Source organism: Pseudomonas sp. Pdm06 (assembly GCF_014851795.1).
GTDB lineage: Bacteria > Pseudomonadota > Gammaproteobacteria > Pseudomonadales > Pseudomonadaceae > Aquipseudomonas > Aquipseudomonas fluorescens_AA.
In genome coordinates, this window is the sequence record NZ_JACVAH010000004.1 from 205,798 (window position 1) to 217,687 (window position 11,890).

An 11,890-nucleotide genomic window follows, 5' to 3' on the forward strand; every position below is an offset into this window, starting at 1 on the left:
CTGTCATGAACGAGGTGCCCATGAACGACGATCCCGCAAACACTCAGCAACAAGGCCAGGCACAGACGCCATCCCCGCGTAACGATCCGGCCATCGATCCCCAGGTCCCGGGCAAGCCTTCGAGTGCCGAGCCCGTCAGTCCTGCCGGGGCGGACCAGGCTGACAGCGCCGCCACTGAGGTCGATCAGAAGCAGCATCATCAGGACAACGACAACACCTTCAGCCCCGGCTTCAAGCCTGACCCGGACCGGCCGAAATCCGGTGACGACACGGATGCTGACATCGACACCGATGGTGGCTAGACACACCACCGCATCATGGTGGTAAATGCAAAACTCATGAACATCCACAATCCTTGTGGGAGCGAGCTTGCTCGCGATGGCGGTGGGTCAGCCTGCTTTATTCAGCCTTGAAGCAATACACAGCCAACTTGTTGCCATCCAGGTCCCTGGCATAAGCGGCAAAGGCATTGTCCGCCCAACTGCGGGGGCCTGGCAGGCCTTCGCAGACGCCGCCGTTTGCCAAGGCGGCCGTATGGAACGCCTGGACCGCAGCGCGGTTCGGCGCTTCGAAGCTCACCGTGACACCATTGCCGATGGACGCCGGATTGCCATTGGCCGGGTTGAGCACAAAGAACGACGGCTTGTCGACGCCCCAGATGGAGCCGGCATCCTCGAGATCAGCAACACGCTTGAGGCCGATCTCTTTCAAGGTGACGTCATAAAACGCACGTGCTTTTGCCAGGTTGTTGGTGCCGACGGTGACATGGGTAAAAACGGACATCTTGGTTTCCTTGCTATGGGGGGAATTGGATTTTCGAGCGGATCTCAGAAATGAATGACGGTACGAATGCTTTGCCCGGTGTGCATCAACTCGAAGGCGTCGTTGGTCTTGTCCAGGGACATGTGCAACGCTGCCCACTTGAGAAAAACGATGAACCTGTGGCGAGGGAGCTTGCCCCCCGCTTGAGCGCGAAGCGCTCACAAAATGGGGCTGCTGCGCAGCCCAGCGGGAGCAAGCTCCCTCGCCACAGGTTTACCGAGCGCCTTACCTCAAATGTCCTTGACCAGCCGCAGCGCATCGTAGATAGCCGCATGGGTATTACGCGCCGACACCGCGTCGCCAATTCGGAACAGCTGGAAGCGGCCTTCCGGGTTGGTCACGATATTCTGGGTTTTCCCGGCGATCAGATTGTGCTGCTCCACCGCGCCGTTATTGCTCGAGTGCGGGCGTAGCTCGAAGTACAAGTCGTCCAGGGGCAGGGTGCCGTGGTTGACCACCACCTGATCGACCACGCGCTGCTTGTGCACCTGACCATAATCGCTGCCGAAGTTGGCCACCAATTGACCGTCGCGCTTCTCCACGGAATCGACCCGATAGGTGACCGTGAAGGTGACGTTCAGGTCTTGCAGGCTGCGCATGTAAGGCACCAGGTTCATCGCCATTACCTCCGGCGCAAACGACCGGTCCGGCGTGACGATTTCCAGTTTCGCACCGCTGTTGGCGATGACCTCGGCCGCTTGTAGCGCCGCGTGGTCGCCCGCGTCGTCGAAGATCAGCACGTTCTGGCCGGGCTTGACGTCGCCGGAAATGATGTCCCAGGTCGACACCACCAGCTCATTGCCGTGCTTGAGCACCTCGGTATGGGGCAAGCCGCCCGTGGCGACGATCACCACGTCCGGCGCCTCGGCCATGACGGTCTCGGCTTCGGCCCAGGTGTTGAATTGGAACTTCACCCCCAGCCGTTCGCATTGCGCCATGCGCCAATCGATGATGCTGATCATCTCGCGCCGCCGCTCGCTCTGGGCAGTCAAGCGGATCTGCCCACCTGGCTGATCCGCCACTTCGAACACCGTGACGTCGTGGCCGCGCTCGCCGGCCACCCGTGCCGCCTCCAGGCCCGCCGGGCCGGTGCCGATCACCACCACCTTGCGCTTGACCGGCGCCTTGGGGATTTCGTGGGGCATGGTGGTTTCGCGGCCGGTGGCGGCGTTGTGGATGCAATACGCCGCACCGCCTTGATAGATGCGGTCCAGGCAATAGTTGGCACCGACGCAGGGGCGGATCTCTTCTTCACGCTTCTCGATGATCTTGCGCACGATGTGCGGGTCGGTCATGTGCGCGCGGGTCATGCCGATCATGTCCACTTTGCCGGAGGCGATGGCATGTCGCGCCGTGGCGACGTCCGGAATCTTGGCCGCATGGAACGTCGGGAAACCGGTGGCCGAGCGGATCTCGCCGGCAAAATCCAGGTGTGGCGAGTTGCGCATGCCCTGGATGGGGATCACGTCGGTGAGGCCGGCATCGGTATCGATGTGCCCGCGCACGACGTTGAGGAAATCCACCAGACCACTGTCCTTGAGCATGTGGGAAATCTGCAGACCGTCGCTGGCACCGAAGCCGCCGGGCAGGTCTTCATCGCCGGTGTAGCGCACCCCGAGCAGGAAGTCCTCGCCACAACGCTGGCGGATGCCACGCAGGATGTCGAAGGTGAAGCGCATCCGGTTTTCCAGCGAACCACCGTAGGGCCCGTCGAGATCGTTGGTCAACGGCGACCAGAACTGATCCATGAGGTGTCCGTAGGCCTGCAGTTCCAGGCCATCAAGACCGGCCGCCTTCATGCGTTCGGCGGCATCGACGTAGTCCTTGATGATGCGATCGATGTCCCATTCTTCCATCTTTTTCGGAAACGACCGGTGAGACGCTTCGCGGCGATGGGAAGGCGATACCACCGGCAACCAGTCAGCCTTGTCCCAGCGCGTGCGCCGGCCCAGGTGGGTCAGTTGAATCATCACCGCGGCGCCGTGTTCGTGGCACTCGTCGGTGATGTCCTTCATCCATTTGACCACTTCGTCCTTGTACGCCAGCACGTTGTTGAACACCGGTGGGCTGTCGCGGGAAACGGCGGCGGAGCCCGCCGTCATGGTCAGCGCCACGCCGGCCTTGGCGCGTTCGACGTGATAGGCGCGGTACAGATCCTTCGGCATGCCGTCGACAGGATAAGCAGGCTCATGGGAGGTGGTCATGATCCGGTTTTTGAGGGTCAGGTGTTTGATCTTATAGGGCTGCAGCAGAGGATCGCTGGACATGGTGTTGCGCTCCGGGAACAGAACATCAGGCTTGGTTTGACATAACGGTATGTCGAATGTTCATGAGTGTCAACGATTGGGACACAGGTGTACATTTTTCTTGCGTGACGTAAAAACCAGGATTACCATCCAGTCGAAACAGGGGTGGTCCGGCTCGTGCGGCCGGCCATCGCGCATCGATCCAAAGTGCAAGGGGGCTGTGCGAAGCGCTATGCCAGGAACCATGAAAGTACTCGTTGCGGTAAAGCGCGCCATCGACCCGAATGTGAAAGTCCGGGTGAAAGCCGACGGTTCAGACGTCGAGCTCAATGGCGTGAAGATGGCCTTGAATCCGTTTTGCGAAATCGCCGTGGAAGAGGCGATTCGCCTCAAGGAAAAGGGGCTGGCATCCGAAGTGGTGGTGGTCTCGGTGGGCACGTCGGCGGCGCAGGAACAACTGCGCACGGCATTGGCGCTCGGCGCGGACCGGGCGCTTCTGGTCGAGACGAGCGTGGTACTCGAGCCGCTCAATGTCGCCAAGTACCTGAGCAAAGTGATCGATCGGGAAAAGCCGCACTTGATCCTGTTCGGCAAACAGGCAATCGACCAGGAAAACAACCAGGTCGGGCAGATGGTCGCGCAGTTGATCGGCAGCGGTCAGGCCACTTACGCCTCTGCCGTCAATCAGGTCGACGGGCAATGGGTCGTCGAACGTGAAGTCGACGGTGGCAGCCAGGTGGTCGCCCTCGCCATGCCGGCCGTGGTGACCTGTGACTTGCGCCTGAACCAACCGCGCTACGCCTCGTTGCCGAACATCATGAAAGCCAAGAAAAAACCGCTGGAAATCATTGCCGCTGACACCTTGGGCGCGAGCGTGAAGGAACACGCTCGATTATTAGGGGTGGTCCCGGCTGCGGTGTGCAAAGCGGGGATCAACGTTGGTTCGGTGGCCGAGCTGGTGGATAAATTGAAGAACGTTGCGGGGGTGATTTGATGCGCACATTGGTGATCGCCGAGCACAGCGCCGGTCAACTGACGGCTGGTACATGGAGTGCCGTGACCGCCGCCATGGCCCTGGGGACCGAGACGGATTTGCTGGTGATGGGCGGGACAGCCGCATTGGCAGTGGCGCAACAGGCGGCGCTCACCCAGGGCCTGGAGCGGGTGCTGCTCGCACAAGGGACGATGTTCGAAAATGCCTTGGCTGAAAATGTCCAGCCGCTGATCACTTCACTGGTGGCCGAGGGGTATACGCACGTCGTTGCCGACGCCAGCAGCATGGGCCGCAATGTACTGCCACGGATCGCGGCGAGCCTGGATGTCGGCATGCTGTCCGACGTCACCCAGATCGTCTCGGCGGACACGTTCCAACGACCCATTTATGCCGGCAATGCCATCGCCACGGTGCAGTCCCTCGATCCGATCAAGTTGCTCACCGTCCGCGCCTCGGCGTTCGCCCAGGCCCTGTCCCACGAGCATCGCTGCGAAGTGGTGGCGGTGGAGGGCGGGCAAAGTGCAAGCAATGTGCGCTTCGTGAGCGAGCAACTGACGACCAGCGAAAGGCCCGACCTGTCGAGCGCCCGCGTCGTCGTGTCCGGTGGCCGCGGGATGCAGAGCAAAGAGCATTTCGCCCTGATCGAGCGGGTGGCGGACAAGCTTGGCGGTGCCGTAGGGGCCTCGCGTGCCGCGGTGGATTCGGGGTTTGCCCCCAACGATCTGCAGGTCGGGCAGACCGGGAAAATCGTCGCGCCAGAGCTTTACATCGCGGCGGGTATCAGTGGCGCCATTCAACATTTGGCGGGCATGAGTGGTTCAAAGGTCATCGTTGCGATCAACCAGGACGCTGAAGCGCCGATTGCCCAGGTGGCGGATTACATGTGGGTGGCGGATCTGTTCGAGGCCTTGCCGGCGCTCGAAAATGCATTGTGAGTGCTGACATCGATAAGTTTCGCCAAAGGGCGGAGGAGGGCCGAACGACCTGAATACAGGAAGGGTTTTCGCATAACTAGAACTTATCCATGCATAACATTAAATCCCTTGAGGAGTGTAATGGCACTCTGCTTTGATGAGGGAACGTAAATTCTTCTGCTGCCCTGCCAATAACTATTAATACAGTACGCGGAGATGCACCATGATGACGTTTTCCAGTAAAACTCGTATTGGCTGGCTTGCCGGTCTGGCGATGGCCGCCGGCAGCCTGATGGCCCACGCCGAGGAACCCACGCCCATTCGTATCGGTTGGGTGAATTGGTCAGATACGGAAATCGCTGTAAAGCTGGCGGATACCGCACTGCGCGACCACTTGAAGCAACCGGTCAAGTTGGTGCTCGCCGATATTGGTATCCAGTTCCAGGCCTTGGCCAACGGCAATATCGACCTGATCCCGATGGTCTGGCTGCCGAGCACTCACAAGGCATTCTATGACAAGTACCAGGACAAGCTCGAAGACCTTGGCGTGCTGTATGAAGGTCGGATCGGCATGGCCGTGCCAACGTCCATTCCCACCAGCGAACTCGCCACTGTCGAGGACCTCAACAAGCCTGAAGTGCGGCAAAAGCTCGACGGCAAGATCCTGACCTCGGAAGTGGGCAACGGCCAATACAAACTCACGGAAAAGGCCATCAAGGAATACAAGCTCGAAGGCTACAAGATGGTCGCTTCTTCAGAGTCTGGCATGTTGAGCGAGCTGGATCGCAATCTCAAACGTGACAAATGGGCATTGATCAACGCCTGGAGCCCGCACTGGATGTTCGCCAAGTGGCCGCTGCGCTATCTCGACGATCCGAAGCAGATTTTCGGCGGCGCCGAACAAATTCACGCGGTTGCCCGCAAAGGCTTCAGCGCCGAGCATCCTGATGTCGCCCGGTTCTTCGCCAACTTCAAGATTCCCAAGGCCGACCTTGAGAAGCTGATGGCGACCGCCCGTGACAGTTCGGCAGACAAGGTCGTTGCCGAGTACTACGCCGCTAACAAGCCTCGTTTCGAGGCCATGTTTGGCAGTCAGACCGCCTCGGCAACCGTCAGCCAATAATCGCCGCCGTTGCTTGATAGGTGTTTGCAGTTCGATGCCCTTGACGCAAAGTGAAGGGCGTCGGCTGTCATCGATTCCGTTCGGGCTACCCTTGGAACATCAGGGCCCCGCTTCCGGTACCGATGGGATACGTTGAGCAGCCTGTCATTTTCGTCTGCGCCTGACTCAGCAAGGGGGAAACGATGATTACCCGTCACGAGCATTTGTCGTCGGATCCGGTGGTGACTCGTAGCGCGCAGTGGCTTCGGCGATCGCTGCATGAAGTCCTCTCGAACAGCTCGGGGGACGGTACATCCGGCGCGACACAGGCCTATGCCGCCGCCTTGGGGCCGACCGAGTGGCCCCTCAAGAAGCCGCCGGCAACGCCCCGCGCGTTACCGGCAGTCCTGGCGCCCTATTTGGCCCAGGCATTCGACGCTGCGCCAAGAGTCCCCGAGCACCTGGCAGGGGTATTGGAGGCGTTGAACGCGCTGGTGCCCCATGTTCCCTGGATCAATCGTCAGGCCCAGGCAGGCCAGGACGATCGGTTCGTGGAGCGGCATCGCCATGGCATGGTCACCGGTCCAGGGGGATTGTTCGACTGTCCCGGCATGACCCTGGGGTTGGCCCTCATGGCGCCCGAAACCTGTTATCCATTCCACCAGCATCCTCCGGCTGAGTTCTATCTGGTGTTGTCCCCAGGCGACTGGTATCGCGAGGACGTAGGTTGGTGGACGCCCGGGGCAGGGGGCATTGTCATAAACCCACCGTCCTGCACCCATGCGATGAGATCAACGCAAGCGCCACTTCTGGCACTGTGGGGATTGCTCCATGAGCCCTGCGCTTGAGGCGAAGGGTCGAAGACTACAAGTCATTTCAGAGGCTGAGCGATGTCGGTCACCACATTGGGTATCAAGTTGGATGGGGAAACACGGGCCAGGCTGAAGTCGGTGTCGGCAAAGCTGGACCGCACCTGCCACTGGTTCATGAAACGGGCGATCCTGGATTTCATTGAAAAGGTCGAAGCCGGGGCAGGTATTGAAGCGCTCGTCGCGGTCGAGGCGCTGGAAAAAGACGCTGCGCGCCACAGCCTCGCAAGACGACGCAGGGATACCGTTGCCCTAGAGCCGGGCACGGGTGATACACACCGTGGGTGATGCCCCACGGCCTCAACTTGGAATCCTCTTGTGCCTGCTTTCCATGCTGCTCTTTGCAAGCCAGGACGGGATCACCAAAGTGCTGGTCAAGGACCTTCCCGTCGCCCAGCTCGTCATGGTGCGCTACTGGGTATTCCTGGCATTCGCTGTCGGCTATAGCCTTTATCGCGGCCACCTGGGAGCGGCGTGTCGAAGCCATCATCCTGCCCTGCAGGTCATCCGTGCCTTGCTGGGGGTGGGCGAAAGCGCGTTGTTCGGATTGGGGCTGCGCTACCTCGGAATGGCTGAGATGCATGCCCTGTATGCAGTGTTTCCGCTGATGACCCTGGCCTTGGCAGGCGCGTTCCTGGGTGAGTTCATCGGCGTCCGCCGCTGGATCGCGGCGGCCATAGGATTCTTGGGGACCCTGGTGATCCTCCGTCCGGGAACCGGCGTCTTCGAGTTGGCGGCGCTGATTCCGCTGTTGTCGGCCCTGGGTTTCGCGGTCTTCAGTGTGCTGACACGTCGGATCAGCCGGGATGATTCATTCGCGACGAACATGCTCTACATGGGCTTTTTCGGCGCCCTGGCCATCACGTTCTCTGGCTTGCCAGGGTGGGTTTCGCCGAACCCGACACAGTGGGGCCTGATCGCCGTGCTGTCGACGATCGGCATGGTGGCGCAGTTGCTACTCCTCCAGGCGCTCAAGTACGCAACGGCAGGTACGCTTCAACCGTTCAACTACACGCTGTTGGTGTTCGCCACATTCATCGGCCTGTTCATATTCGGCGAACTACCTGACCCATGGACCGTCGTGGGGGCGTGCATGGTGATTGCCGCAGGCCTGTATGCAATCAAGGCGAAAGGGTAGGGAGCCATTTTCATTTTATTCGATTCAGGAATAAGCATAATAGAATATATTCCTTGATCGAATTAGTTGGCATGTTAAGTTGACGCTACCGGACCGCCGGATATGTTCAACCCTACCCTATGGTACGACTATGTCCGGCGCCCGAATCTTCCAAATCAGCCTTGAGGCTCTGTCGCATGACGGGGCCCATGCAGTGATTTCTCAGTCCGGCACTCTGCGCATTAGTTCTTGTGCCGCCATTGCCGTTCCATTCGTGACCGGCAAACCTCTCCCTTGCCAGGCCAACAGTGAGGCCTGCAGTGCAATCAGCGAAGGCTTGGCGTTTCTGCTCTACGCCATGTGACGCACCGCTGTCGGCACTTCCATACCGTAACGTCAGTCAGTCATCTTGAGGTAATACCCGGTCCCGGGTGGTCGCTTGAAGTGTGAGTGAGTGGGCGTCTGTTCAGCGCAGCCTATCGCGACTTACCACCATGCCAAATTACTTGGATGAAGCTCATCGAGCCGAAATCGTCAAGCTCAGCAAGACCTTGACCAGCCAGACTGAATGGCCCACCTGGCTTTTACTGGTCGGCTTTTATCTGGCTTGGGCTCTTATTGTTTTTCATGGGCAGGCACTTGGCCAACTCATCAGCATTGCCCTGTTGGTTCCACTGGTCGTGCTCTGGATGTCGATCCAGCATGAGCTTATTCACGGTCACCCAACGCGTTGGCCTGCCATAAATAAAGCCCTGGGGTTTCTGCCGTTTGCCGTTTGGTATCCCTACGACATTTATAGGGACACGCATCTGGCGCATCACAACGACGAGGTGCTGACGGTGCCTGGTCAAGATCCAGAAAGTCGCTATGTCACCAGTGCCTTCTGGTTGCAGTCACCGCGTTATGTGAAAGCGTTGCTTTGGGTAAACAAGACTTTGGGTGGTCGCTTGCTCATGGGAGCACCATTGGCAGTGATATCCCTGCTGGGTAGCGAGATCAGAGGCTTGTTTCTCGCGGGACGAAGTACTGGACGAGTGTGGATAGCTCACGTGCTAAGTGTCGTCGTGGTGCTGACCTTGGTTGAACAATACAGCGCCATCAGTGCTGTGCAGTACGTATTTTTAGTTTCGCTGCCGGCCTTGTCCATTGCAATGATCAGGTCGTTTTACGAGCATCGGCCGTCAACGCTGCCAGAACACCGTACGGTGATCAATGAGTCCTCAGGGCTTTTGAGTTGGCTCTTTCTTAACCTCAATCTTCACTTGGTTCATCACGATCTTCCCGGTTTGCCCTGGTTTTATTTGCCCCGGGTGTATAGAGCCAGGCGTGAACAATGGATCGCGCGAAACAATGGCTATGTCATTCATGGCTACTTCCAGTTATTGCAGAGGCATCTGATCAATCCCGTGGATTGTCCTCGCCATCCTGCCAGGCACTAAAAATACTCAAGCTAATCTGGGCGTCGGAAAATGATACGTTTTGAAGCCATCAAGAAAACTCATAAAGGCAGCCCGCGAATGGCCGTGAGCGATTTAACGCTTCATGTCCGGGAGGGGGAGATCTGCGTATTTGTCGGGCCAAGTGGGTGTGGCAAAACGACCATTTTGCGAATGATCAATAGACTGGACACCCAGGACAGTGGCCGCATCAGTGTCAATGGGGTGGCGACCGATGAGCTTGACGTCGTGACGCTTCGCCGTGGCATCGGTTTCATGATGCAAAGCTCAGCCTTATTTCCTCATCAAACCGTTGCAGAAAATATTGGCGCGGTTCCGCGGCTCTTGGGTTGGAGCAAGCATAAGATCCGCCAGCGCGTGAGCGAGCTCATTTCCCTGGTCGGGCTTCAGCCGGAATTTCTGGACAGGTACCCTAATCAACTGTCGGGCGGGCAGCAAAGTCGTGTTGCCTTGGCGAGGGCATTGGCCTCGGACCCACCGGTTGTATTGATGGACGAACCCTTCGCCGCGCTTGATCCGGTGATCCGCGAGCGACTGCAGGACGAACTGGTTGCGCTGCAGAGGCGTTTGCATAAAACCATCATCCTGGTGACCCATGACATGGAAGAGGCCATCAAGATTGGTGACCGGATCGCCATCTTTGAGGGCGAAGGAAAGCTTGCTCAGTTCGATACACCTCACAATATCCTTGCCCATCCTGCCAGCGAATTTGTGAAGAACTTCATCGGCAAGGATCCGCTGTTAAAAAGACTGTCGCTGATGAAGGTTTCTGATCTTCCTGTGGATGAAGTCAATTGCCAATTCAAACTTCTGCTGGACGATAAGTCCAATCCGCTGAAGTGGGTCAGTGAATCGGACTTGCCTGTCCCTGAACTTACCACGGTGTCGAATAATGACTCGTTGCATCACGCACTGGTTAAAATTCTAACGGCTCCGCTCGGTGTGGTTGTTCGAGTGGACGAGGCGGGTGGTTACGAAGGTTGCCTGTCGATTGCCAGCTTTCACAGCGCACTCAATGAGCGCCGCTTTGGAAGTGCGCAATGATTGACTGGTCCTGGATCGTTGAAAACTGGCAGCAGATCGGCCAGCTGTTATTTGATCATATTCAGCTGGTGACCTTCGGCCTGTTTATAGGAATGTTGTTAGCGGGCGCAATGGTGCTCTTGACGTTATGGAAGCCAGGGTTGGCGCAGCCCATGATTTATATCAGCGGAATACTTTTTACCATTCCGTCCCTGGCGCTGTTCATTTTGATAATGCCCTTTACCGGTTTGTCCAAGACAACGGCGGTGATTGGTTTGAGCCTGTATGCCTTGCTCATTGTGTTACAGAACACTTTGGCGGGCCTTGCGAGCAACCCCCCGGACGTGCTGGAAGAAGCCCGCGCGCTAGGGTACACGCGCATGCAGAGATTCCTGGGGGTTGAACTTCCCCTGGCGCTGCCTTCGTTATTGGCAGGGCTGCGAACGACCGCAGTGACATTGGTAGGGCTGGTGACGGTTACTGCGTTAATTGGTCAAGGCGGATTGGGGCAGCTGTTCATTACCGGGTTGGCTCAAAGTTTCACTACGCCTGTGGCGGTCAGTTTGGTCCTGACGGTGATGTTGGCGTTATGTTTTGATTTTCTGTTTTATTCAATCAATAAATGGCTGGTCCCTTGGGTGCGCTAATGAATAGGATCGCAGATGTCTACCTCTGGTTTTCTCTTCCTGAAAACTGGTTGGGCGAAGACGGGATACTGACTCGGCTGGCAGAGCATATTTATTACGTGTCTTTGAGCCTGGCTATTGCTTGTGCGATAGCGTTGCCGCTCGGCGTGCTCATGGCGAACTACCGCAAAGGCGCGCAGGTGGCGATCGGGCTGTTCAATATTGGGCGAGCATTGCCGTCCCTGGGTATTGTGATACTTGCAATCATGGTCATTGGCTATGAAACCAGCACAGTGATTATCGCCTTGGTCACCATGAGCATCCCGCCGATATTGACCAATACCTATGTTGGCATCGATCAGGTGGATTCGTCTCTGAAGCATGCTGCCAAATCGATGGGGATGCGCAGATGGCAGATGTTTATCCAGCTGGAATTACCGTTGGCTTTTCCGTTGATCTTTTCTGGATTCCGATCAGCCCTGGTGCAACTTATTGCCACGGCCACCATCGCCGCCTATGCAGGGTTCGGCGGGCTGGGCAGGTTTCTCATTGACGGGCTGGGTCGAAATGACATCCCTCAAATCATTGGCGGCGCACTGGTGGTGTCGGCACTTGCGATTGTCAGCGAGTGGGTTTGTTCAATGATCGAAACACTCATGGTTCGAAAATGGCGAGCGGGGGATGTTGAACTGAGCGCTACATGATCAGGGGCATTTGAAA

General features: G+C 57.9%; 13 protein-coding genes. 11 read left to right on the forward strand and 2 right to left on the reverse strand.

The window, feature by feature from the left end; genetic code table 11:
* Nucleotides 1–20: 20 nt before the first annotated feature.
* Nucleotides 21–302 carry a hypothetical protein gene (locus IB266_RS08645; protein WP_225613463.1) on the forward strand — a complete coding sequence of 94 codons (282 nt, stop codon included), beginning with the start codon at nt 21–23 and terminating at the stop codon, nt 300–302.
* A 97-nt stretch (nt 303–399) separates the two neighbouring features.
* Here IB266_RS08645 and IB266_RS08650 read toward each other — a convergent pair whose 3' ends face one another.
* Nucleotides 400–783 carry a VOC family protein gene (locus tag IB266_RS08650; protein ID WP_192260918.1) on the reverse strand — a complete coding sequence of 128 codons (384 nt, stop codon included), beginning with the start codon at nt 781–783 and terminating at the stop codon, nt 400–402.
* A 269-nt stretch (nt 784–1,052) separates the two neighbouring features.
* Nucleotides 1,053–3,089: an NADH:flavin oxidoreductase gene (locus IB266_RS08655; protein ID WP_192260919.1), complete on the reverse strand. Its 2,037-nt coding sequence runs from the start codon at nt 3,087–3,089 to the stop codon at nt 1,053–1,055.
* Nucleotides 3,090–3,312: 223 nt separating this feature from the next.
* Here IB266_RS08655 and IB266_RS08660 point away from each other — a divergent pair, with 223 nt between their 5' ends.
* The 10 genes from IB266_RS08660 to IB266_RS08705 all read left to right on the forward strand — a co-directional run bounded on the left by IB266_RS08660 (nt 3,313) and on the right by IB266_RS08705 (nt 11,874).
* Nucleotides 3,313–4,062 (forward strand): electron transfer flavoprotein subunit beta/FixA family protein, encoded by a 750-nt coding sequence (locus IB266_RS08660; RefSeq protein WP_192260920.1) that lies wholly within the window; start codon nt 3,313–3,315, stop codon nt 4,060–4,062.
* Complete coding sequence (locus IB266_RS08665; protein ID WP_192260921.1) at nt 4,062–4,997, forward strand: electron transfer flavoprotein subunit alpha/FixB family protein; 936 nt, start codon at nt 4,062–4,064, stop codon at nt 4,995–4,997. The genes IB266_RS08660 and IB266_RS08665 overlap by 1 nt, the downstream gene beginning before the upstream one ends.
* Before the next feature lie 202 nt (nt 4,998–5,199).
* On the forward strand, nt 5,200–6,099 hold the full coding sequence (locus IB266_RS08670; RefSeq protein WP_103309135.1) for a glycine betaine ABC transporter substrate-binding protein: 900 nt from the start codon (nt 5,200–5,202) through the stop codon (nt 6,097–6,099).
* Between the two features lie 182 nt (nt 6,100–6,281).
* Nucleotides 6,282–6,926, forward strand: coding sequence for a dimethylsulfonioproprionate lyase family protein (locus IB266_RS08675; RefSeq protein ID WP_192260922.1), 645 nt, complete (start codon nt 6,282–6,284; stop codon nt 6,924–6,926).
* Between the two features lie 42 nt (nt 6,927–6,968).
* Nucleotides 6,969–7,235 carry a transcriptional regulator gene (locus tag IB266_RS08680; protein WP_192260923.1) on the forward strand — a complete coding sequence of 89 codons (267 nt, stop codon included), beginning with the start codon at nt 6,969–6,971 and terminating at the stop codon, nt 7,233–7,235.
* Nucleotides 7,228–8,085, forward strand: coding sequence for a DMT family transporter (locus tag IB266_RS08685; protein WP_318646588.1), 858 nt, complete (start codon nt 7,228–7,230; stop codon nt 8,083–8,085). Before IB266_RS08680 ends, IB266_RS08685 begins: the two co-directional genes overlap by 8 nt.
* Before the next feature lie 473 nt (nt 8,086–8,558).
* Entirely contained in the window at nt 8,559–9,503 is a 945-nt protein-coding gene (locus IB266_RS08690) for a fatty acid desaturase (protein WP_192260925.1), read from the forward strand.
* 30 nt (nt 9,504–9,533) lie between these two features.
* The gene (locus IB266_RS08695) at nt 9,534–10,565 is read left to right on the forward strand and encodes an ABC transporter ATP-binding protein (RefSeq protein ID WP_192260926.1); all 1,032 of its coding nucleotides are present in this window, start codon (nt 9,534–9,536) and stop codon (nt 10,563–10,565) included.
* Nucleotides 10,562–11,191, forward strand: a complete 630-nt coding sequence (locus tag IB266_RS08700) for an ABC transporter permease (RefSeq protein ID WP_063320447.1) — start codon at nt 10,562–10,564, stop codon at nt 11,189–11,191. Before IB266_RS08695 ends, IB266_RS08700 begins: the two co-directional genes overlap by 4 nt.
* Nucleotides 11,191–11,874 carry an ABC transporter permease gene (locus IB266_RS08705; protein WP_192260927.1) on the forward strand — a complete coding sequence of 228 codons (684 nt, stop codon included), beginning with the start codon at nt 11,191–11,193 and terminating at the stop codon, nt 11,872–11,874. Before IB266_RS08700 ends, IB266_RS08705 begins: the two co-directional genes overlap by 1 nt.
* The last annotated feature ends 16 nt before the right edge of the window (nt 11,875–11,890 follow it).

Excerpts from the sequence above, each read along its gene's own strand:
- IB266_RS08645 (WP_225613463.1), top strand. The coding sequence starts at position 21 with ATGAACGACGATCCCGCAAACACTCAGCAACAAGGCCAGGCACAGACG.
- IB266_RS08650 (WP_192260918.1), bottom strand. The coding sequence starts at position 783 with ATGTCCGTTTTTACCCATGTCACCGTCGGCACCAACAACCTGGCAAAA.
- IB266_RS08655 (WP_192260919.1), bottom strand. The coding sequence starts at position 3,089 with ATGTCCAGCGATCCTCTGCTGCAGCCCTATAAGATCAAACACCTGACC.
- IB266_RS08660 (WP_192260920.1), top strand. The coding sequence starts at position 3,313 with ATGAAAGTACTCGTTGCGGTAAAGCGCGCCATCGACCCGAATGTGAAA.
- IB266_RS08665 (WP_192260921.1), top strand. The coding sequence starts at position 4,062 with ATGCGCACATTGGTGATCGCCGAGCACAGCGCCGGTCAACTGACGGCT.
- IB266_RS08670 (WP_103309135.1), top strand. The coding sequence starts at position 5,200 with ATGATGACGTTTTCCAGTAAAACTCGTATTGGCTGGCTTGCCGGTCTG.
- IB266_RS08675 (WP_192260922.1), top strand. The coding sequence starts at position 6,282 with ATGATTACCCGTCACGAGCATTTGTCGTCGGATCCGGTGGTGACTCGT.
- IB266_RS08680 (WP_192260923.1), top strand. The coding sequence starts at position 6,969 with ATGTCGGTCACCACATTGGGTATCAAGTTGGATGGGGAAACACGGGCC.
- IB266_RS08690 (WP_192260925.1), top strand. The coding sequence starts at position 8,559 with ATGCCAAATTACTTGGATGAAGCTCATCGAGCCGAAATCGTCAAGCTC.
- IB266_RS08695 (WP_192260926.1), top strand. The coding sequence starts at position 9,534 with ATGATACGTTTTGAAGCCATCAAGAAAACTCATAAAGGCAGCCCGCGA.
- IB266_RS08700 (WP_063320447.1), top strand. The coding sequence starts at position 10,562 with ATGATTGACTGGTCCTGGATCGTTGAAAACTGGCAGCAGATCGGCCAG.
- IB266_RS08705 (WP_192260927.1), top strand. The coding sequence starts at position 11,191 with ATGAATAGGATCGCAGATGTCTACCTCTGGTTTTCTCTTCCTGAAAAC.